Here is a 20,580-nt window from a genome sequence, read left to right on the forward strand (position 1 = left end):
GTGGAAAAATATAATATTTTCAAATGAAAGTTTATTGTTAAAATTCTAATGGAAGCGTATAATCCAAATTGTAATAATATACCATAGGGAGAAGGCGAATAGGGATGAAAAGGTGGAGAAAAATTGCAGGGTGTATTGCCGTCAGTTCGTTGCTGCTTTTCGGCGCAGTTCCGCCTGTTACGCATGCGCAGACAAACAGCACTGTAAACGTCCAGCAGGCGGGGAGCCCGAAAGACGCAAAAATTTTTGGGGATTTGCCGGGGGATACCCAAGTTTCAGTCGATTTGGTCATGAAAATCCAAAATAAGGACAAGCTGGCGCAATTCATCAAGGAAACGACGACACCGGGAAACAAGAATTATAGAGATTATTTATCAGTTTCCGATTTTAGTAAATCATATGGCGCCAAACCGCAAGTAATTAAAAAAGTAACGGATTATTTAAAAAGTTATGGTATTGCAACAAGCGTTGAGCCGAATCACTTAATCATTAAAGCCAACGGGACGGCCGGCCAATTTAACAAGGCATTTTCGGTTCAATTGAAAAAAGAAAAATATAAAGGAAAAACTTTCCATGGAACAAAAGACAAACCGCGAGTTCCGGCAAGCATCGGGCATGACCTGCTCTGCATTTTAGGGTTGTCCAATTATTCGAATTTCAGTTCTCATGTAGTGAAAAGGGTTCCGTTAAGTAAAGGTGAAAGTGTTCCAACCGGCCCGCTGAACTTAACGCCAAACGATCTCATAAAACAATATCATGTCCAGCCGCTTTACGACAAAGGCGCTGCCGGGGATGGCCAAACGATCGGCATTGTGACCCTTGCCGACTTTAATACGGAAGATGCTTACAGCTTTTGGCAACAGCAGGGAATTTCTGTGAAAAATGACCGGATTACAAAAGTGAATGTGGACGGCGGTTCAGGTTGGGACGGATATGATGAAACGACGCTCGATGTTGAGCAGTCGGGTGCTTTGGCACCGCAAGCCGATATCCGCGTATATATTGGGCCAAACACGGATACTGGTTTTGCCGATGCATTTGCCGCAGCCATCGATGAAAATAAAGCACAGCAAATTTCCGTCAGCTGGGGCGAAAGCGAAATGGCTGTAAATTATTTGGTGCAATTGGAAGAAGAATCACCTGCATATGAAGAAGTGTTTAACCAGTTGTTTATGCAGGCTGCCGCCCAGGGTATCAGCATGTTCGCCGCTTCAGGGGATGAAGGGGCGTATGATGCGGTAAAGGAATTCGGTTTAACGTCAGGCGTTACAGGTGCATCATCCTTGTCTGTCGACACACCGGCGGACAGCCCGTACATTACGGCAGCGGGTGGAACAACATTGCCGTTTACGTTCCATTCCAATACGTATAATATTGATGTCACCAACAGCAAAGAACGTGCATGGGGCTGGGATTATCTCTATGACTATTTTGATGCACGCGGCTTCAATAATGTTGATTCATGGGCAAGCCGGTACCTTGCAGGGGGCGGCGGCGGTTTCAGCAAAGTGTTTGCGACGCCGTATTACCAGCAGAAAGTGCCGGGTGTCAATACGTTTACAGGCGTAAAACAATGGACGCCGAACAGCGACGAATCTTCCCTTACCCGTGACGAAACGCCGACGATTGTAAAAGGCACCGGAACAGGGCGGAACTTGCCGGATATCAGCATGAACGCCGACCCGTACACTGGTTATCTTGTATATTTCAGCGATCCGGGGGAACCGGGAGCATATGCGGGTTATGCCACTTACGGCGGGACAAGCTTTGTTTCTCCGCAGCTTTGCGGCCTTTCCGCTTTGATCAACAGTGCAAATGGTTCGCAAGCAGGTTTCTGGAACCCGCAGCTTTATCGTTTTGCCGTCCAGAAAGATTCGCCGCTGCACCCGCTAAACGATAGAGGTGCGACAAATGACAACGGTTTTTACACCGGAACGCCGGGAACAGTTTACAACCAGGCTACAGGGCTTGGGACACCGGACATTTTCGCACTTGCGAAAAAATTGAAATAAAGTTTAGATGACTGTTCCAGAAGTTTGGAACGGTCTTTTTCTATTTTTGTATAAAAATAGAAGCGGACATAGCGCATCTTCCATTAGCAGCGAGTGAGGGATAACTTGGCCAACATTATCCTCGTTTTTTATCTATTTTTAAAAAAGGTATTATTATAAAATAATAAAATATTTGTTTTTTCGATACAAACAATTGTTTTTTTAGAGAAAACATACTAAAATGAAATAGTAACTTGTTACAAAAACTGATAAAGGTATTTTATATGTTTTAAGAATTTTTGGTAGATTGGTGTATTCATGAATGCAGCAAACCATATCACGATCAAGATTGTAGCTGGAGTGAAAGGCATGGAAATAAAAGAATTAAACAGAGGCTTGCGGGCGCGCCATATCCAAATGATTGCGATCGGCGGCACGATCGGCGTCGGGTTGTTTATGGGCTCGGCAAGCACGATCAAGTGGACCGGCCCGTCAGTTCTTTTGGCATACGCCATTGCCGGCATTTTTATTTTTTTTATCATGCGCGCCATGGGTGAAATGATATACGTTGAGCCGAGTACAGGGTCATTTGCCACTTTCGGCCATAAATATATCCATCCGCTTGCAGGCTTTATAACAGCCTGGAGCAACTGGTTTCAGTGGGTCGTTGTCGGCATGTCGGAAATTATTGCTGTTGGTTCCTACATGCAGTTCTGGTTTCCGCATTTGCCGGCATGGATTCCGGGATTCATTGCGATGGTGATTCTCGGCACCGCCAATTTAGTTTCCGTAAAATCGTTTGGCGAGTTTGAGTTTTGGTTTGCCATGATCAAAGTGGTTACCATTGTTCTCATGATTGTCGCCGGCCTCGGCATTATCTTCTTCGGATTCGGTAACGGGGGGCATGCCGTTGGATTCTCCAATCTTTGGCAGCACGGCGGTTTCTTTACAGGCGGAGCAAAAGGATTCTTCTTTGCATTATCTTTGGTCATCGGAGCTTATCAGGGAGTCGAACTAATCGGGATTACGGCTGGCGAAGCGAAGGATCCGCGGAAAACTTTGACGAGCGCCATCCAAAACATCATATGGCGCGTGTTGATTTTCTATATTGGCGCGATTTTTGTTATTGTCACTGTTTATCCGTGGAATGAACTCAATTCAATTGGCAGCCCGTTCGTGGCGACTTTTGCTAAAATCGGGATTACAGCTGCGGCCGGCTTGATTAACTTTGTTATTATTACAGCGGCTTTATCCGGCTGCAACAGCGGGATTTATAGTGCGGGGCGCATGCTATATACGCTCGGGGTGAACGGCCAGGCTCCGAAAATTTTCACGAAAGTTTCCCGGAATGGGGTTCCGCTTCTGGGGACGGTTGGAGTTCTCGCTGGCCTTTTGATCGGCGTCGTTTTAAGTTATATCGCGCCGAAAAACTTATTTGTATATGTATACAGCGCAAGCGTGCTTCCGGGTATGGTGCCGTGGTTCGTCATTTTAATCAGCCAAATCCGTTTCAGGAAAATTAAAACGGCCAAAATGGCGGATCATCCTTTCAAAATGCCGTTTGCACCGGTTTCCAACTATTTCACGATTGCTTTTCTTCTTATGGTATTAATCGGCATGTGGTTTAACCCTGAAACAAAAGTTTCCTTGATCGCCGGAATCGTATTTCTCGGTGTTGTTGTCGCCGGCTATTACGTGTTTGGCGTCGGACACGCGGCTTCAGTTGCGGAAGAACCGGCTAAAAAGCAAAGCAAAAATTTACTGAACGAGTTAAAATAATGTTCTATAAAAAAAGGGGTTGTCCCAAGCCGGCAAATTGGCAAGGGCACCCCTTTTAAAATGCATTGCAATTGGTGATAGCAAATTTTACGAGAGATTTCTGCGGGAAAAGCAGGCCGGGGCGGGATCGTGCTGAGGCATTACACAAGGAGGCTTGCGGCTCGCGTGAAAGAACGTGAATTTCGGAGTAGTTCACAATCTGTGACCAATTTCCCGACCTGTTTTGCAGAATCAGTGGAAACTCCGGAAAAATCAGCGGACATGTCCAAAAAATCAGCGGAAAGATTCGAAAATCGGCGAAAAGTAGAAACAGCAGGAGAAAGAGCTGCAGTCCCCTTGAAAAATTCCTAACACAAACTTCTTTTCAAAATCCATGAGCCCGCCTGGTTTGTTATTAATTGAAAAAACAATTCAAACAACGGATAAAAAGGATTTCTTGACTTCAAGGTGTTACAGCATTAAAATGCTAGGAAACGGGGTGATGTATTGCAAACCATTCTGCATCTTTTACTGCTCAGCCTGGTTGAATTGGTAAATCTTCTGGGGATCATTATTTTGGTCGGGTTTATGCTCGGGTTTCTTGAAAAATGGACGGTACAAGTTTGGTTCCGTGCGTTCGGCTGGAAGGGCATAGCCGCAACAGCATGGCTCGGCACGCCCGCCCATGAACTCAGCCACGCCCTCATGTGCATTGTATTCGGGCACCGCATTACGGAGATCAGATGGCTGCAGCTGAACAGCGGGGATGGGACGCTTGGGTATGTCAGCCACCAATACAATCCAAATAGCATTTACCAAAAAGTTGGAAATTTTTTTATCGGAACGGCGCCTGTGTTTATGGGGATTTTAAATTTGACTCTCGGGATGCATATTTTAGTGCCGGAATCATACGTGCCTTTTGTTGATGCCGTATATGCCATGGTCCGCGAAGATAAGAGCGGCGGCTGTTCCCTTGCTTTGTTGGGCGGGTCCATCGCCGCAGTCACACAACATTTGTTCACAACAGAAAACTTCGCCAACCCACGTTTTTGGCTCTACTGTTTGCTTGCCGTATGCATTTCTTCGCATATTGCGTTAAGCGCGGCAGATTTAAAAGGTGCTTTCAACGGGTGCGTGACAATTTTCGGAGTAATCGTATTACTGAATCTGCTTTCCTTTGTATTTGGTTTTCATACGGATGATCTTATCGCCAAAATTGCGGCTTATAATTTGTATATCATTGCATTTTCAAGCGTCGCAATCCTTTTCTCGCTGCTTTGGCTGTTTGCGGGGATGGCCTTATGCTTGTTGAAGGGAAGGCGTACATAATAAAAAGGGGCTGCCCGATAAACCGGTAACCGGCAAGGGACACCCCTTTTCAAATTGCGTAATTTTTTGCTGATTGTGAAATTTATGAACATTTGCATAAATAGCTTGCAACATGTGTGAAAACGGGTAAATTTCGCGATCATCATATTATCCCGGCATGGGAAGGTCACTTTTAAGCGGCTGCCCCTGCCCGCTTCGGCTTGATGCTGATCAAAAACGAAGCCACACTGACGGCGATCAGAATAATGCCAAGCAGCAGGAACTTTGCCGGTGTAATTTGGCTGGCAAACACAATCCCCAGCACGACCGAAGAAAGGATCGAACCTAAGTACCGGCATGTCTGAAAAAGGCCGGAACTGGTGCCGACCATATTTTCCGGGGATTCTTCAAGCATTGCGGCCTGGAGGGCAACATTGCCGATGCCGTATCCGATGCCGAGAATAAACAGGATAATGCCCATGAGCCAAACCGGTGCGTTGACAAAGAAAAGCGCCATTAATACGGAACCGGCAATCATGGTGAGGGCGCCAATTCGGATCGGGCCGGCTGTACCGACAGCGTCTATCCATTTACCGGATGCGAGGGAAACGAGAATGCTTGCACCCGACATAAACAGCATCATTAAGCCGCTCGTATGCACGCTAAAATGCAGCCCGTCCTGGAAAAAGCTCGGCAGCCCGAAAAATAAGCAGTAGTTAAATAAATTCAGTACGATAAACTGGACATACACAATTGTTAAAGAAGGATGACGGGCCAAAAAGCGGACATCGATAAAAGGCGTTTTCGACTTCAATTCATACAAAATGAACAAAGCCAGCAAAACGGTGCCGGAAATTGCCGCCCACCATCGCACCGCTGTTTCAAGTGTTAATAGAAAATATAACAGCAGGACTAGCCCGGTTGCAAACAGGAAGATGCCCGCCCAGTCCAGCTGGTGGGTCACGTTTTTCAATGTGGCACCTTTTTTTGCCAGGTCTTTCGGAATCATAAACCAGCCGAGCAACAAGCTGACCGCGATAAAAGGGAAATTCACAAGAAAGATGGACGGCCAGCCCCCGATACCAATCAAAAGGCCGCCGACTGTCGGGCCGAGCGCAGTCATGGCAGAAGCGAAAATCGACAGCACCGCCAAAGCGGAAGCCTGGTTTTCGTGAATGTGCTTGCGGATCAGCGCCACCCCTGAAGGATAAATCGCGCTTGAACCGATGGACTGGAACAAGCGCATCACAAGCAGCACGAAAAATGCCGGGGCAAGCGGTGCTCCGAATGCCGAAACCGCAACGAGCAAAAGCCCTGCGAGAAATATTTTTTTACACCCAATCATATCGCCGATTTTCCCCGTCACAGGCTGTGCGACTGCACTTGCCAAATAAAAGGATGAAATCAGCCATGACACCGTTGGAAAACTTAAATGGAAGTCTTTCTGGATGCTGTGGAGGGCGAGCGAAATCATCGATGAGTTCAGCGGGTTCAACATCGTTCCGGATGCAATTGCCGTTAAAAATACTGTTCTTTTAGATAAAGCCATACGTTCATTCGCCTCACTCGTAATAGGAAACCTTTCCGACAGGCTATCCATTTCAATCTTTTTCATTCTTATAAAAACAGGAATATGATACTACAAATATTTTGGATATGCAAATATTAAGATGGTGAAGAATGCATCCCATTTTGAGATTGGCGCTTTTTCTGGCATAATAAAGAAGCAAAATCGATAGAATTGAGGTTGGAAGATGAAAGTAAAAATCAATCGCAACGCAGCAAAAGTGTTAAAGAATATGCTGAACTCGGAAGAGGCGGAAGGGAGAATGATCCGTGTTTATGTAACCCATATGCATGGCGATCATGCCCATTACGGCATTATGTTCGATACGCCGGGGGAGCATGACGAAATTGTGAAAACAGACAAGGATATTGATATTCTCCTTGATTCCCGCGAATCGTTTCTGGACGGCATCTGGATCCAATATTTTTATGTCCCGCAGGAAGAGTTTGTCATCACGAATCCGAGGATTGAGCGCGAGCACGGTCATCACCATCATCATTAATTTGAGAAACATTACAAAGATGAAAATTTTCCCAAAAATCCATTGACGGATTCCGGCAGGCGTGCTACAATATGGCTACTAAAATAAAGTACGGAAAGGAGGCTGCGTGCGATGAGAAGAATGCAAAACCCGCAAAAATTTGCACAATTCCATATGCACGCAGCCTTTGCGGTTTCTGCCTGACCGGGCTTTAAGTTGCAAGAAAGCCGCATGGCATGTTATGTGCGTCGCCTTGCGCATTTTTATGAAAGCATAGTATTGCTCGTCATAAAGAGCGTGCTGTGCTTTTTTGCATTTTTAAAGGAATTCAGCTGATCAGGCTGTTCTCATATTATCCGGCAAAAGAGAAGGAGAGGAAATGAGGAAAAGAATGGTTTGGCTTTTCAATTTTGCTGAGAAAGAGAGCGGATAGAAGAAAATTCGGAAGGAGGACGACGGTTTGTTTAGCGTACTGGGGAAATTGCGCTGGTTTTTTAAAACATACTGGAAAAGATATACGATTGCGGTTCTTGCGCTCTGCATCGTGAATTTGTTGGAAGTCGTTCCGCCGATGATTGTTGGCGATTCCATCGATAAGATTTTTAACGGGGGGATGACGGCGCAAATTTTTACCTATTATATTGCCGGAATGCTGGCCATTGCGGCTGCGCTGTACGGGCTGACGTACATATGGCAGTACAATTTGTTCGGCGGTGCGTTTATCGTGGAAAAAACGCTGCGTTCCCGGCTGATGAACCATTTTTTGAAGATGGCGCCCCCTTTTTTTGAGAAAAACCGGACGGGGGACTTGATGGCGCGTGCCACGAACGATCTGCGCGCGGTATCGCAGACGGCGGGCTTCGGTATCCTAACGCTTGTCGATTCGACAATGTATATGCTAACGATCATCATTACGATGGGCTTGCTTGTATCTTGGAAATTAACGCTCGTTTCCGTATTGCCGCTCCCTTTTCTTGCGGCAGGCATCAAAGTGCTGGGCGAAAAAATCCATAAGCGTTTTACGGTTGCCCAGGATGCATTCGGGGACTTAAATGACCGCGTGCTGGAGTCGGTGGCGGGCGTCCGCGTCATCCGTGCCTATCATCAGGAACAGGCGGATGAAGCGAAATTCCGGATGATGACAGAAGACGTTTATCACAAAAACATCGCGGTTGAAAAAATCGATGCGCTTTTTAATCCGCTCACGAAAATCATTACCGGGCTGAGTTATACAATTGGTCTTGCATACGGCACATATTTGGTCTTCCGGCAGCAAATCACCCTTGGGAATCTCGTCTCCTTTAATGTGTATTTGGGGATGCTGACATGGCCGATGTTTGCGATCGGCGAGCTGATGAATGTTATGCAGCGCGGCAATGCCTCACTCGACCGCGTGCAGGAAACATTGCGGTACGAGGAAGATGTGAAAGATCCGGATGTGCCGAAAACCGTTGAAAACCCGGATGAGATCGACTTCCGGAATTTTTCATTCCAATATCCGCAGTCCCGTAATAAGAATTTGCGGGACATCCATTTGCATATCCATAAAGGCGACACCATCGGGATTGTCGGGAAAACCGGAAGCGGCAAAACGACGCTGATTAAACAGTTGTTGCGCGAATATCCGCTTGGGAGCGGGGTGCTTTCGGTTTCCGGGACGCCAATCGAGGAACTGGAAAAAGGGAAAGTCCGTAGCTGGATCGGATATGTGCCGCAGGATCATATCCTGTTTTCCCGGACGGTAAAAGAAAACATTCTTTTCGGCGTAGACACGTCATCGGAAGAAGAACTACAGAAAGTGATCCGGATTACCGCTCTTGAAAAAGATATCGGGATGTTACCAAACGGATTGGATACGCTTGTCGGCGAAAAAGGCGTGGTGTTATCCGGCGGCCAGAAGCAGCGGATTTCGATCGCCCGGGCACTGATAAAAAACCCGGAAATTTTAATCCTCGATGATGCCCTTTCTGCAGTTGACGCGAAAACGGAATCGGCTATCATTGCGAACATCCGGAAAGAACGGCAAAATAAAACGACCATCATCGCGACACACCGGCTGTCGGCAATCGAACATGCGCAATGGATTATCGTCTTGGACGGGGGCCGGATAGCGGAAGAAGGCACGCATGAACAATTGCTTGAAAGACGCGGCTGGTATTATGAGCAGTACATGCGCCAGCAGGTCATTGCGTCGCACGAGGAGGTGAAAGCATAGTGGCTGCCAAACGTCTTATCCAATATGCGCTAACGTTTAAAGGCATCATTATTACCGCTTTGGCGGCGCTGATGGTGGCGGTTGGTGCTGATGTGCTTAGTCCGATCGTTTCAAAAAATATGATCGACCACCATATTACCGGGATTGAAAGCGAGTGGGTGGAAACGGCCAAGTCACCGCAGGCCGTAGCCTACGGAAGCCGTTATTATAAACGGTTAGCATATGCGTCTGAAGAGGAGAAAAAAGGGAAAAAGGTTTCAATCGTACAGGTTGGCAAAAACTTTTACTTCGCGGAAGGAAAAGTGGAAACCGACGGAAAGCATTCAATCCGGAACGGAAAAGTCTATGTCACCTATAACGGGAAAACAACAACCTATCCGGCTGTACGGTTGTCTTATTCGGAAGTGCTGCGTTTTTACAGTCCGGAAGTCCCATATATTATCAACCTACTAGTCCTATATTTTGCCCTCTACATTGTGTCGGGCCTCGGTCAGTTTGCACAGTATTTTTATCTGCAAAAAGCGGCAAACCGGATCATCCAGAAAATGCGCAACGATGTGTTCAGCCATCTGCAAAAGCTGCCGATCCAGTTTTTTGACAATTCGCCGGCCGGAAAAATCGTTTCGCGCATTACGAATGATACGGAAGCCATCCATGAGCTGTATGTGGCCGTGCTGTCGAATTTTTTCAGCGGCGCCATTTATATCATTGGTATCTATATTGCGATGTTTTTACTTGATTGGAGGCTCGCGATGATCTGCACGGTTTTAATCCCGGTTTTGTTCATTTGGATGCGGGGGTACAGAAAGTTTGCACAAAAATATAATTACATGATCCGTTCCAAAGTAAGCGAAATGAACGCGATGATCAATGAATCGATTCAGGGGATGCCGGTTATCCAGGCTTTCCGCCGCGAAAAACAAACGAAGAATGCTTTTGAAAAACTGAATGGGACGCATTTCCGCTACCAAAAAAAATTGCTTGTTTTGAATTCCTTGTCGTCCCATAACTTAACCGGTATTTTGAAAAACTTGGTGCTCGTCTCGTTCCTCTGGTATTTCGGGCACGATGCGGCTTCAGGGCTTGTTTCGGGGCTATCGGTCGGCCTGCTGTATGCGTATGTGGATTATATTAACCGGTTGTTTAACCCGATCAGCAATATTGTAAACCAGTTTGGTAATTTGGAGCAGGCAATTGTTTCCGGCGAACGGGTTTTTAAACTGCTGGGCGAAAAAGGAGAAGATGTTAGCAGCGAAGCAGTGCCGCGCTTTAAAGGCCATGTCGTTTTTGACCATGTATACTTTGCCTACAAAGAAAATGAATACGTGCTAAAGGACATCGATTTTGAAGCAAAACCGGGCGAAACAGTTGCGCTTGTCGGTCATACCGGTTCCGGAAAAAGCTCGATCATGAATGTGCTGTTCCGGTTTTATGACTGTACGAAAGGCGAAATCCGCATTGACGGCACCGATATCCGGTCGCTTCCCCGGCAGACTGTGCGCGAACATATGGCGATTGTGCTTCAGGACCCGTACTTGTTTACAGGCACCATTTATTCGAACGTGAGTCTTGGCGATCCGCGCATTACACGGGAAAAAGCAGCCGCTGTTTTAAAAGCAGTCGGCGCCGATAAAGTGCTTGGGAATCTTGAAAAAGGGCTGGATGAGCCGGTGATCGAAAAGGGAAGCACCCTTTCTTCCGGCCAGCGCCAATTGATTTCTTTTGCGCGCGCGCTCGCTTTTGACCCTGCCATTTTAATACTGGATGAGGCAACTTCAAATATTGATACGGAAACTGAAACGCTAATACAGGAAGCAATGGATGTGCTGAAAAAAGGGCGCACAACTTTCATCATCGCCCACCGATTGTCCACAATCAAAAATGCGGACCAGATTTTGGTGCTGGACCGCGGCCGGATTGTTGAACGGGGAAACCACGAGGAACTGATGGGAAGAAAAGGTAAGTATTACCAAATGTATCAGATGCAGCACGGAAACCGGGCGGAAGAAGCAGGTTAATGGGCAGGGCGCACCGTAAATGCCGGTGGTGCGCCTTGTGAATAGGTAAATGTTTATTCCCTTTTTGCCGTTTTTGGTAAAATAGAATATAGAAGAAACTTCATATCGTCCGGGAAGGGAAATATGATGAAGAAGGGAAGTGATCGTTTGCCAATTATGGAAGATGAAGAAAGCTATGTGATCCATGAACTGAGCCAAAGCCTGGTTGCGGCGAAGCACACGACCGTCTTTACAGGTGCCGGAATGTCGACGGAAAGCGGGCTTCCTGATTTCCGTTCATCCACAAAGGGGTTATGGAAAAAAGTGCATCCTGAAACGGTTGCAAGCGTATCGGCGATGAATGAAAACGTGCAAAGTTTTATTGATTTTTATTACGAGCGGATGAAAAGCCAGCAGCAAGTGGAGCCCCATGCCGGCCATACCATTTTAGCCGTTTGGGAAAAACAGGGGCTGATTTCATCCATTATTACGCAAAATGTTGACGGACTGCACCAGGATGCCGGCAGCAGCAATGTCATCGAATTGCACGGCACTTTGAGAAAATGCCATTGCAACCGCTGCGGCAAGGAGTATCCGGATACGGCCTTTCTGAAAGGTGATTACAAGTGCGCTTGCGGCGGATTGATCCGGCCTTCCGTCGTTCTATTCGGCGAGAGCCTGCCGTTTGATGCGTTTTACAAGGCAAGCGAAGAAACGGAACAGGCCGACCTCTTTATCGTGCTCGGTTCCTCGCTTTCAGTGACGCCGGCCAACCAGTTTCCGCTTGCCGCAAAGAAAAACGGCGCGAAGCTGGTTATTGTCAACATGGAACCGACGGAACTGGATTATGCGGCGGATTTGGTGATAAGGAACTGGAAAATCGGTGAACTGCTTGAAACGGTAAACCGGTTTGTTTAAAAAATTTACCCCCCGCGTATTACAGCGGGGGCTTTTGCTTACTCTTTAAATCCGGTGTTGGCTTTTACCGTTACTTCCGCGAACCGTTTTGCATCCTGTTTATTGGAAGCAACAGCCAATATAGGAGCCGATAAATCCGATCGGAACGGAAAAAATCGCCGGATTGGTCAGCGTGATGAGCGGGTTCACGGAAAAATGGCCGCCCCTTCAACAGGGAAAAACACATTCGGGCTGACCGCCACCAGTACAAGTGAAGAGATCAGGCCGCAAAGCATACCTGTGATCGCGCCTGCGGTATTAAATTTTTCCAATAAATCGTATAAATCATGACCGGCAAATTTGCGCTCTCCGCCACGCAAAAGGCAAGCGTAACGAGAAAAGCTACGTTCATTTCCTGCGCAAACAATGCGAGCAACGAAAATACCGCAACACCGATGGAAGCATAACGGGCCGCAAGCATCTGCTGTTTCTCAGACACCTGTCCTTTTTTAACAATTTGGCCGTAAATATCATGCACAAATGCTGATGCACCGGAAAGCACAAGGCCGGAGACCACCGCCAAAATGGTTGCAAACTACAGCACAACGTGATAAGCGACAAGATAACCGAAGCTGTAGAAAAATCCGTCAATCCCGTTTAAAGCAATCATTCCGGAAATGCCGAGGAAAGAAGCCGCGGATAAATAATTGCCGGCAATCGCCATGCCGTTTTGCCAGCCACTTAAGCCCCCGCCCGCCGTGTAAAATTCGTTAGCGGTTTTCGTGTGTTTTGTGGCGTAGTAAGTGATGACGAGCGTCAAGGCAACAATAATGATAACGATTTCATTCATACAACTTTATCCCCCTTTTGCATATGCTTATCAAGGACATCCTGCGCCAGCCGGTCAATGGTCAAAAAAGCGGTTTTCTGACGTATACGGTACATAAGATCCAAGTCATCACAAATTGAGAAATTGCAAATACCCAGGTTCATGTAATATCACCGGCATACGGACGGTTCAACACTTTAGAATATGAGGTTAAAACGGGAAGGGAGAAATAAAAAACAAGAAAGAAGGCGGTAAGCGGTACTATAAATTTCTTTTTCTCTGCCATCAGCTTTTAGAGTTTGGGACTTGATGCAATCTGTTCAAAATCCACATTTGACGAATGATTGCGTACCAATTTCTCCATAAATGCGACTCTTTTTGATGGAATTTCCCCTAATCGTAACGGATTGTTCACAAAATTGCAATGTTATTTTTAGATAATTAAAAAAATAAAATGCGACCACAGAATAGTTTACGAAAAGAATGATTTGTGGAAGAAAAAATATGATTGCAATGCCGTTTATACGCGTATAAATGAAAAAAACGAATGAGAGGTGCAGAATGCCGATTTTTGTAAATGAAAAAACGCAGGAATTTCATCTGCAGAATAATGGGATCAGTTATATTTTTGGCGTCATCAGCGAGAGCGGGCAGCTGGAGCACTTATATTTCGGGAAAAAAATCCGCCACCGCCCGTCTTTCCAACATTTAAAGGAAAGAAGAAGGCACAGTGCTTCGACGAACCGCATTGAAGGCAGCTATACGACATCCCTCGAATACATCAAACAAGAATACCCTGCTTACGGCACAACAGATTTCCGTATGCCTGCATATGAAATCAGGGACAAAATGGGGAGCACCATTTCTGATTTCCGTTACCGGGGGTATTCGATCCGTAAAGGCAAGCCGAAACTTGAAGGACTGCCGGCAACCTATACAGAAAACATCCATGAGGCGGAAACGCTTGAAATTTATTTGTTTGACGATGTGCTTGGGGGGGAGCTGATTTTATTTTATACCATTTTTAACGGCTGGGACGCTATTACCCGTCATGCGGTTTTTTCAAATAAAGGCGGGGAACGTTTTTATTTAAATGCAGCGATGAGCGCAAGCATTGATTTTCCTGATTCCGATTTTGAAATGGTTACACTTGCCGGGGCATGGGCGCGCGAGATGGATGTGCAGGCAAAGCCGCTGGGGAGGGGAATCCAATCTGTATACAGCGCAAGAGGGGCAAGCAGCCACCAGTTCAACCCTTTTCTTGCGCTGAAAAGGCCGGATGCGACAGAAGGAAGCGGGGAAGTATACGGCTTCAGTCTTGTGTACAGCGGAAATTTTCTTGCCCAAGTTGAAGTCGATAACTTTCACGTGACACGTATCATGATAGGTATTCATCCGTTCCAGTTTAAGTGGAAACTGAATCCGGGCGAAACTTTTACAACGCCGGAGTGTGTGATCGTCTATTCCGTCCGGGGCCTGAATGGTATGAGCCAAACGTACCATGAACTGTACCGCACCCGTCTTGTCCGCGGCATTTGGCGGGATAAACCACGTCCGGTTTTATTCAATAATTGGGAAGCAACCTACTTCCGTTTTACTGAAGAAAAGATTTTGACGCTTGCAATGGAATCAAAAAAATTAGGGATTGAGCTGTTTGTGCTTGATGACGGCTGGTTCGGCAGGCGGGACAATGACAAAAGCTCCCTCGGGGACTGGGAGCCGAACCTTGAAAAACTACCGGGCGGAATCAAAGGGTTGTCGGAAAAAATCGAGGCGCTCGGTATGAAATTCGGCCTTTGGTTCGAACCGGAGATGGTGAACAAAGATTCCAATTTGTACCGGAAGCACCCGGATTGGGTCATCTCAGTTCCAGGCAGGCCGATGTCGCACGGACGGAACCAATATGTGTTGGACTTTACCCGGGACGAGGTCGTGGATTATGTTTTTGAAGCGATGAGCAGAACAATCCGGGAATCGAAAATTTCTTATATCAAATGGGACATGAACCGGAATATGACGGAAGTATTTTCAAAAGCATGGCCGAAAAGCAGGCAGGGGGAAATTTTCCACCGTTATATTCTCGGGGTGTATAAGCTATACGAAAAATTAATTTCACATTTTCCAAATATACTTTTTGAATCATGCGCAAGCGGGGGAGGGCGGTTCGATCCGGGCATGCTGTATTATGCGCCGCAGACTTGGGCGAGTGATGACACGGATGCGGTCGAAAGATTGAAAATCCAATATGGAGCATCACTCGTTTATCCGCTTTCCTCCATCGGCAGCCATGTATCCGCTGTGCCGAACCATCAAACAGGAAGGATCACGCCGCTTGAAACACGGGCAAATGCCGCTTATTTCGGCGCCTTCGGCTATGAACTCGATCTTACGTCTTTAACCGTTGAAGAAAAAACCGCCATAAAAAAACAGATCGCTTTTTTCAAAGCAAAACGTGCCCTGTTCCGATTCGGCCGCTTTTACCGTTTGTTAAGCCCGTTCCCCTCCAATGAAGCTGCCTGGATGGCCGTATCCTCGGACCAAAAGGAAGCGGTCGTGGGATATTACCGGGTACTGGCACAGCCGAATCCGCCTTTTTCACGCATCCGGCTTGCGGGGCTTGATCCGGGGATGCTGTATGCGGTGGATGGATACGGCGAACCGGTTTATGGCGATGAATTGATGCAAGTTGGCCTCCTCCTTGATAAAATAGAAACCAAAGGTGATTTTGTATCATCCTTGTATTGCATCCGTGCTGCCGAAAAAGACGGATAAATATATGGTATATATCAATAAAAACGGGCAAGGGTAACCCTTTTCCCGTTTTTACCTTTTTTTCAATTGTTCCTGCGCCAAGCGGACCAATTCTTTCACCATGCTCCCGCCGATCGGCCCCTCGATTTTGCCGACCTGTTCGGCGGTTAATCTTCCGTTGTAGCCTTTTTGGAGTGGAATCCCCTGGACATCCGCTACTACAAATTTTACGTCGTCCGGCTGGTCCGCATCGGTATGGAACCCCTGTTTTGCCATAACATCCGCTTTAAAGCGGTCGAGCGCATTCCTGGATCCTGCAACGAGCGGCTTTCTTTTTCTTCTAGGTATCGTATCACCTCTTTTTTAATATGTGAAACGAGTGCGGTTTTCATTCCGAATGCTCCCGCGGAAAAGTCTATATTTTTTGCAAAAATCTTAAAGGATATTTAAAACTTATATCGAATATTTGTATAATATAAACTGTAATAATACAGTAAACTCAAAGGGAGTATGCAACATGAAAAAGGCTTTTTTCGGTGCATTGCAGATCGGTTTGCTCTGGGTGATATACGAAATCGGGCTGGAAGCGGTTAAAATGCTGCATTTGCCGATACCGGGGAATGTGTTCGGCATGCTGCTGCTTTTTCTATTGCTTGCAACAGGCATATTGAAATTGCAGTGGATAGATATGGGCGCCACCTGGATATTAAAGCATTTATCATTCTTTTTTATCCCGATCTCTGTCGGGCTGATGACGCTCGGTACCGTTTTTATCCATGAGGGGCTTGTGTTGTTTCTGATCTTGGCTGTCAGTGCGGCAGCCGGCATTTTGGGGACGGGGATTTCCGCACAATTTTTGGCAAGGAGCCGTGAGGAAAGCCATGAGCAGCAGCATAGCCACTCTTTATAGCATTTTCGTGACCGTGTTTGTCTATTTGTTGTCTTTACGGTTATCGAAAAAATACCCGTCCCCGTTTACAACACCTGTTTTTTTCAGCACAGTTGCCGTGATACTCATCCTGTTGGCCAGCCATGTCCCTTACAAAGAATATCTACCCGCAAAAGGACTGATGACTTATTTTCTCGGCCCGGCTACGGTCGCGCTTGCCGTGCCGCTTTATAAAAACAAGGCCATCCTGCTCCACTATTCGATGCCGGTATTGGGCGGCATGCTTTCAGGCAGTGTGCTCACCGTCGGGATTGCGTTGATCCTCGCGAAAGTGTTCCGACTGTCCAATTATATTTTTGCTTCTCTTGCGGTTAAATCGATCACGGTTCCGGTAGCGAGCGAAGTGGCAAAAATCATCGGTGGAAACCAGGTGCTTGTCGCCGGTTTTGTTATGATTACAGGTATGCTCGGGGCAATGTTCGGTTTGAAACTATTGACATGGGCCAAAATTGATGACCCGATCTCCAGGGGGCTTGCGCTTGGAACCATTTCCCACGGCATCGGCACCGGTGAAGCCGTTAAGGAAGGCGACCTGCAGGGGGCCGTGTCGGGTGTTGCAATGGGTTTAACCGCGATTTTGACTTCTTTTATCCTCCCGTGGTTTTTTTAAGCGGGATGAATATATTTTTACAAAAGTGGGGTAGATGCATATGATGAACACGCCGCTTTTGCTCTCTTCCTTAATAGAGAGGGCTGAGCGCTACTTTCCGAGGAAACTGGTGGTGTCGCGGACGCACACCGGCATACAGCGGATACCGTATGCCGAGATTGCCAAGCGGACGCGCCGGCTTGCCAGCGCCTTGGAAAAGCTTGGCATGAAAAAAGGCGACAGGATCGGGTCTTTTGCCTGGAACCACCACCGCCATTTAGAAGCGTATTTTGCAGTGCCGTGCCGTGGGGCTGTCCTGCATATGGTGAATATCCGGTTGTCGGAAGACCATCTTGCTTATGTCATCAACCATGCGGAAGATAAAATTCTTTTAGTGGATGTTGATCTCGTTCCTCTCATTGAAAAAATCTGTGACAGGCTGAAGACGGTGGAGCATTTCGTTATCATGAGCGATAGCAAAACGCTTCCGGAAACAACGCTTTACCCTGTATCTTCTTATGAAGCAATTTTGAATGAAGGAGATGAAGATTACCCGTTTTTGCATGGCCTCGATGAAAATGCGCCTGCTGCCATGTGTTATACTTCGGCAACTACCGGTTACCCGAAAGGTGTTGTCTATTCCCACCGCGGCCTTTACCTTCACAGCATGGCGCTAGGCCTTGCGGATAATCTTGGTGTTTGCGAACAAGATGTGGCGATGCCGGTCGTCCCGATGTTTCATGTGAATGCATGGGGTCTGCCGTATGCCGCCGCCTGGTTCGGCGCAACACAGGTGCTTCCCGGCCCGTCTTTTACACCGGAGCTGCTGGCTGGACTGATTGAAAAAGAAAAAGTGACAATTACGGCTGGCGTCCCGACGATATGGATCGGCATGCTGAAAGTGTTACAGGAAAAACAATACGATATCAGCAGCCTGCGTCTCATTGTCAGCGGGGGAGCAGCATCACCAAAAGGGCTGATCCGCGCTTACGAGGAAACATACAAAGTGCCGTTTATGACCGGATACGGGATGACGGAAACTTCTCCGATTGTCTCCGTTGCATCCTTAAAAAGCAGCATGAAAGATGATACGCTGGACCAAATTATTGAAACGAGGGGAAAAACAGGCCTGCCGGTTCCCGGGGTTGAAGTAAAAGTCGTAAATGAAAAAGGGGAAGTGCCATGGGACGGGAAAACGATGGGCGAACTTACCGTTAGGGGCCCTTGGATTGCGGATGAATATTACCGTGACAACAGTAGGCATGAAGCCTTTAAAAATGGTTGGTTATTTACCGGGGATATTGCGGTTATCGACGAAGAAGGCTACTTAAAAATTACCGATCGAACAAAAGACTTGATAAAAAGCGGAGGTGAATGGATTTCTTCCGTTGAACTCGAAAACGCTCTCATGTCCCATGAAGCAGTGTTCGAAGCGGCGGTCATTGCTGTCCCACATCCGTTATGGCAGGAACGCCCGCTCGGCTGCGTCGTTTTAAAAAACGGCTATGAAAATAAAGTCACCGCCCAAGTGTTGAAAGATTATTTGAAAAAGCAGTTTGCCTCGTGGTGGATCCCGGATGACATTATATTCGTAAAAGAGATCCCAAAAACCTCGGTCGGCAAATTTTTAAAGCGGGCGTTGCGCGAACAGTTGCAGAACCATTATGCGAGCGCCCAATAGAAGGGCAAAAGCCGGAATCTTCCCGTGGATTTCGGCTTTTACATTCGGTATGATATAAAGGAAAGATGTGAAAGGGAAACGAGAAAGGACTTATACGGAAATGCCAAAATCATCCAAGAGGAAACAGAACCGGCGCAAAACATTCATCATCCTATTGATCCCGGTGTTGGTCATCGGCTATTACTTGATTTCCCATGAAGAAAAAATAGAGAAAAAATACAACTCCTACATACCGAAAAAATATATGGCAATATACTTGGAAGCACAAAAAGTTTACGGGGTTCCCTGGTATGTGCTTGCTGCCCATCACCGGGTTGAAACGAGATTTTCAACATTGAAGCCAATGGTTTCACCGGCCGGGGCAGAGGGGCCGATGCAATTTATGCCGTGCACTTTTGTCGGATGGAAGCACCCGTCATGCAGCGGGCTTGGAAAAGGGAATATCCCCGAAAAGGAAAAAACGGACCCGGCTGTAATCAAAAAGTACGGGGGATACGGCATCGATGCGGACGGGGACGGGAAGGCGGACCCGTTTGACGATAAAGACGCCATCTTTAGCGCGGCAAATTACCTTGCGAAAAATGGCGCGGCGGACGGCCAGATTGAAAAAGCCGTCTACTCCTACAACCACAGCAACAAATATGTATCCGAAGTGATGTATTATGTCCGCCTGTATAAAAAAGAAGGCGCGCAGGAAGTAAACCGGTAAAAAAGGGCGGGACCGTCCGCCCTTTTCCATTATGCTTTTCTGGCAGTTCTTAAAATAAAGCTCAATACAAAAACAAGTATGATGGCGCCGATCAGAGCTGGAATAATCGCCATACCTGCAACGGCCGGGCCGAAATTCCCGAAAATTGCGCCCCCGAGCCATGCGCCGATGATTCCCGCAATAATATTGCCGATGATACCGCCCGGGATATCCCTGCCTAAAATGAGGCCTGCAAGCCATCCAATAATCCCACCTATGATTAAATATAAGATAAACGACATTTTACCATTCCTCCTATTCTTTCTATATGGGGCTAAACATAAAGGACAGTATTCAAAAACGTCTAAAATTTACACATTTTTGCGTGCACCGGTGAAGGCGGGGCCAGTCCCTGCCTGCTTGAAGTCTTACATATCGTGTCCTGCGTTATGTTTTTGCCTCGTATGGTTGCGGTTTTTTACTTTTTTTGACCCGCTTAAGGGTTCTGGCTGCCCGCCGTTGTTTACTTTCGGCTGGTTTCTGTGCATATCGTTGCTGTCGTTTTTGTTTGTCAAATTCCATCCCTCCTTCAATATAGTACAATTATCTCTTGATATCTCACTCATTCTCAAAATTTCATAGGTATTTGATTCACACCTAAATAGTTTTCACACCTTTAAATGGATATAGACAGAATTTTCTTACATGATGAATCCCATCCTAACAACCAAATTGGTTATATTTGGTAATCAAAAGAATATAACCGTGCGTAAATACTCCACACAACTCACGGTCGCTCACCCTCCTACATCTCCCAAGATTTGGGGCCCACACATTCCTCCGTCCTGCGTATCCATGAGGTGGAGGCCGGATATGCTT

General features: G+C 46.8%; 18 protein-coding genes and 1 pseudogene. 13 read left to right on the forward strand and 6 right to left on the reverse strand.

The genetic code is table 11. From position 1 onward, the window contains the following. Nucleotides 1-104: 104 nt before the first annotated feature. From GBH70_RS14745 to GBH70_RS14760, 4 genes are all read left to right on the forward strand, one after another. On the forward strand, nucleotides 105-2,012 hold the full coding sequence (locus tag GBH70_RS14745) for a S53 family peptidase (RefSeq protein WP_151681739.1): 1,908 nt from the start codon (nucleotides 105-107) through the stop codon (nucleotides 2,010-2,012). A 348-nt stretch (nucleotides 2,013-2,360) separates the two neighbouring features. Further along, nucleotides 2,361-3,770, forward strand: coding sequence for an amino acid permease (locus GBH70_RS14750; protein WP_151681740.1), 1,410 nt, complete (start codon nucleotides 2,361-2,363; stop codon nucleotides 3,768-3,770). Nucleotides 3,771-3,935: 165 nt separating this feature from the next. Next, entirely contained in the window at nucleotides 3,936-4,121 is a 186-nt protein-coding gene (locus tag GBH70_RS17025) for a hypothetical protein (protein WP_151681741.1), read from the forward strand. Between the two features lie 135 nt (nucleotides 4,122-4,256). After that, entirely contained in the window at nucleotides 4,257-5,078 is an 822-nt protein-coding gene (locus GBH70_RS14760; RefSeq protein ID WP_151681742.1) for a hypothetical protein, read from the forward strand. 172 nt (nucleotides 5,079-5,250) lie between these two features. On the opposite strand, the gene GBH70_RS14765 is transcribed toward GBH70_RS14760, so the two are convergent. Beyond that, on the reverse strand, nucleotides 5,251-6,606 hold the full coding sequence (locus GBH70_RS14765) for an MFS transporter (protein WP_151681743.1): 1,356 nt from the start codon (nucleotides 6,604-6,606) through the stop codon (nucleotides 5,251-5,253). Nucleotides 6,607-6,811: 205 nt separating this feature from the next. Here GBH70_RS14765 and GBH70_RS14770 point away from each other — a divergent pair, with 205 nt between their 5' ends. The 4 genes from GBH70_RS14770 to GBH70_RS14785 all read left to right on the forward strand — a co-directional run bounded on the left by GBH70_RS14770 (nucleotide 6,812) and on the right by GBH70_RS14785 (nucleotide 12,235). Continuing rightward, a complete protein-coding gene (locus GBH70_RS14770) occupies nucleotides 6,812-7,126 on the forward strand; it encodes an iron-sulfur cluster assembly accessory protein (protein ID WP_151681744.1) in 315 nt (104 codons plus the stop codon). Between the two features lie 439 nt (nucleotides 7,127-7,565). After that, nucleotides 7,566-9,320 (forward strand): ABC transporter ATP-binding protein, encoded by a 1,755-nt coding sequence (locus GBH70_RS14775; protein ID WP_151681745.1) that lies wholly within the window; start codon nucleotides 7,566-7,568, stop codon nucleotides 9,318-9,320. Continuing rightward, nucleotides 9,320-11,338 (forward strand): ABC transporter ATP-binding protein, encoded by a 2,019-nt coding sequence (locus GBH70_RS14780; protein ID WP_151681746.1) that lies wholly within the window; start codon nucleotides 9,320-9,322, stop codon nucleotides 11,336-11,338. Before GBH70_RS14775 ends, GBH70_RS14780 begins: the two co-directional genes overlap by 1 nt. A gap of 156 nt (nucleotides 11,339-11,494) precedes the next feature. Beyond that, nucleotides 11,495-12,235, forward strand: a complete 741-nt coding sequence (locus tag GBH70_RS14785; protein WP_151681754.1) for an NAD-dependent deacylase — start codon at nucleotides 11,495-11,497, stop codon at nucleotides 12,233-12,235. Nucleotides 12,236-12,273: 38 nt separating this feature from the next. On the opposite strand, the pseudogene GBH70_RS14790 reads toward GBH70_RS14785, so the two are convergent. Next, nucleotides 12,274-13,064: pseudogene (locus GBH70_RS14790) on the reverse strand (solute symporter family protein). Between the two features lie 139 nt (nucleotides 13,065-13,203). Then, on the reverse strand, nucleotides 13,204-13,329 hold the full coding sequence (locus GBH70_RS17705) for a DUF485 domain-containing protein (RefSeq protein ID WP_308697080.1): 126 nt from the start codon (nucleotides 13,327-13,329) through the stop codon (nucleotides 13,204-13,206). A gap of 275 nt (nucleotides 13,330-13,604) precedes the next feature. Here GBH70_RS17705 and GBH70_RS14800 point away from each other — a divergent pair, with 275 nt between their 5' ends. Continuing rightward, nucleotides 13,605-15,815 carry an alpha-galactosidase gene (locus GBH70_RS14800; RefSeq protein WP_151681747.1) on the forward strand — a complete coding sequence of 737 codons (2,211 nt, stop codon included), beginning with the start codon at nucleotides 13,605-13,607 and terminating at the stop codon, nucleotides 15,813-15,815. Nucleotides 15,816-15,866: 51 nt separating this feature from the next. Here GBH70_RS14800 and GBH70_RS14805 read toward each other — a convergent pair whose 3' ends face one another. After that, a complete protein-coding gene (locus GBH70_RS14805) occupies nucleotides 15,867-16,142 on the reverse strand; it encodes an alpha/beta-type small acid-soluble spore protein (protein ID WP_151681748.1) in 276 nt (91 codons plus the stop codon). A 169-nt stretch (nucleotides 16,143-16,311) separates the two neighbouring features. Between GBH70_RS14805 and GBH70_RS14810 the strand changes: the two genes are divergently transcribed. The 4 genes from GBH70_RS14810 to GBH70_RS14825 all read left to right on the forward strand — a co-directional run bounded on the left by GBH70_RS14810 (nucleotide 16,312) and on the right by GBH70_RS14825 (nucleotide 19,722). Then, a complete protein-coding gene (locus tag GBH70_RS14810) occupies nucleotides 16,312-16,704 on the forward strand; it encodes a CidA/LrgA family protein (protein ID WP_151681749.1) in 393 nt (130 codons plus the stop codon). Next, nucleotides 16,676-17,353 carry an LrgB family protein gene (locus GBH70_RS14815; RefSeq protein ID WP_151681750.1) on the forward strand — a complete coding sequence of 226 codons (678 nt, stop codon included), beginning with the start codon at nucleotides 16,676-16,678 and terminating at the stop codon, nucleotides 17,351-17,353. The genes GBH70_RS14810 and GBH70_RS14815 overlap by 29 nt, the downstream gene beginning before the upstream one ends. Nucleotides 17,354-17,393: 40 nt before the next feature. Beyond that, nucleotides 17,394-19,013 carry a long-chain fatty acid--CoA ligase gene (locus GBH70_RS14820; protein WP_151681751.1) on the forward strand — a complete coding sequence of 540 codons (1,620 nt, stop codon included), beginning with the start codon at nucleotides 17,394-17,396 and terminating at the stop codon, nucleotides 19,011-19,013. A 100-nt stretch (nucleotides 19,014-19,113) separates the two neighbouring features. Beyond that, nucleotides 19,114-19,722 carry a lytic transglycosylase domain-containing protein gene (locus GBH70_RS14825; protein ID WP_151681755.1) on the forward strand — a complete coding sequence of 203 codons (609 nt, stop codon included), beginning with the start codon at nucleotides 19,114-19,116 and terminating at the stop codon, nucleotides 19,720-19,722. A 29-nt stretch (nucleotides 19,723-19,751) separates the two neighbouring features. Here the strand turns inward: GBH70_RS14825 and GBH70_RS14830 are convergent, their stop codons facing one another. Further along, on the reverse strand, nucleotides 19,752-20,003 hold the full coding sequence (locus GBH70_RS14830) for a GlsB/YeaQ/YmgE family stress response membrane protein (protein WP_151681752.1): 252 nt from the start codon (nucleotides 20,001-20,003) through the stop codon (nucleotides 19,752-19,754). Between the two features lie 126 nt (nucleotides 20,004-20,129). Then, the gene (locus GBH70_RS14835) at nucleotides 20,130-20,276 is read right to left on the reverse strand and encodes a small acid-soluble spore protein P (RefSeq protein WP_151681753.1); all 147 of its coding nucleotides are present in this window, start codon (nucleotides 20,274-20,276) and stop codon (nucleotides 20,130-20,132) included. Between the last annotated feature and the right edge of the window lie 304 nt (nucleotides 20,277-20,580).

Origin of the sequence: Weizmannia acidilactici (assembly GCF_008974225.1) — a bacterium.
In the GTDB taxonomy this organism is placed as follows: Bacteria; Bacillota; Bacilli; order Bacillales; family Bacillaceae_C; genus Weizmannia; species Weizmannia acidilactici.

Bases quoted from the DNA above. Each gene is read 5' to 3' on its own strand.
- GBH70_RS14745 (WP_151681739.1), top strand. From the start codon at position 105: ATGAAAAGGTGGAGAAAAATTGCAGGGTGTATTGCCGTCAGTTCGTTG.
- GBH70_RS14750 (WP_151681740.1), top strand. From the start codon at position 2,361: ATGGAAATAAAAGAATTAAACAGAGGCTTGCGGGCGCGCCATATCCAA.
- GBH70_RS14765 (WP_151681743.1), bottom strand. From the start codon at position 6,606: ATGGCTTTATCTAAAAGAACAGTATTTTTAACGGCAATTGCATCCGGA.
- GBH70_RS14770 (WP_151681744.1), top strand. From the start codon at position 6,812: ATGAAAGTAAAAATCAATCGCAACGCAGCAAAAGTGTTAAAGAATATG.
- GBH70_RS14785 (WP_151681754.1), top strand. From the start codon at position 11,495: ATGGAAGATGAAGAAAGCTATGTGATCCATGAACTGAGCCAAAGCCTG.
- GBH70_RS17705 (WP_308697080.1), bottom strand. From the start codon at position 13,329: ATGGCAGAGAAAAAGAAATTTATAGTACCGCTTACCGCCTTCTTTCTT.
- GBH70_RS14800 (WP_151681747.1), top strand. From the start codon at position 13,605: ATGCCGATTTTTGTAAATGAAAAAACGCAGGAATTTCATCTGCAGAAT.
- GBH70_RS14810 (WP_151681749.1), top strand. From the start codon at position 16,312: ATGAAAAAGGCTTTTTTCGGTGCATTGCAGATCGGTTTGCTCTGGGTG.
- GBH70_RS14815 (WP_151681750.1), top strand. From the start codon at position 16,676: ATGAGCAGCAGCATAGCCACTCTTTATAGCATTTTCGTGACCGTGTTT.
- GBH70_RS14820 (WP_151681751.1), top strand. From the start codon at position 17,394: ATGATGAACACGCCGCTTTTGCTCTCTTCCTTAATAGAGAGGGCTGAG.
- GBH70_RS14825 (WP_151681755.1), top strand. From the start codon at position 19,114: ATGCCAAAATCATCCAAGAGGAAACAGAACCGGCGCAAAACATTCATC.
- GBH70_RS14830 (WP_151681752.1), bottom strand. From the start codon at position 20,003: ATGTCGTTTATCTTATATTTAATCATAGGTGGGATTATTGGATGGCTT.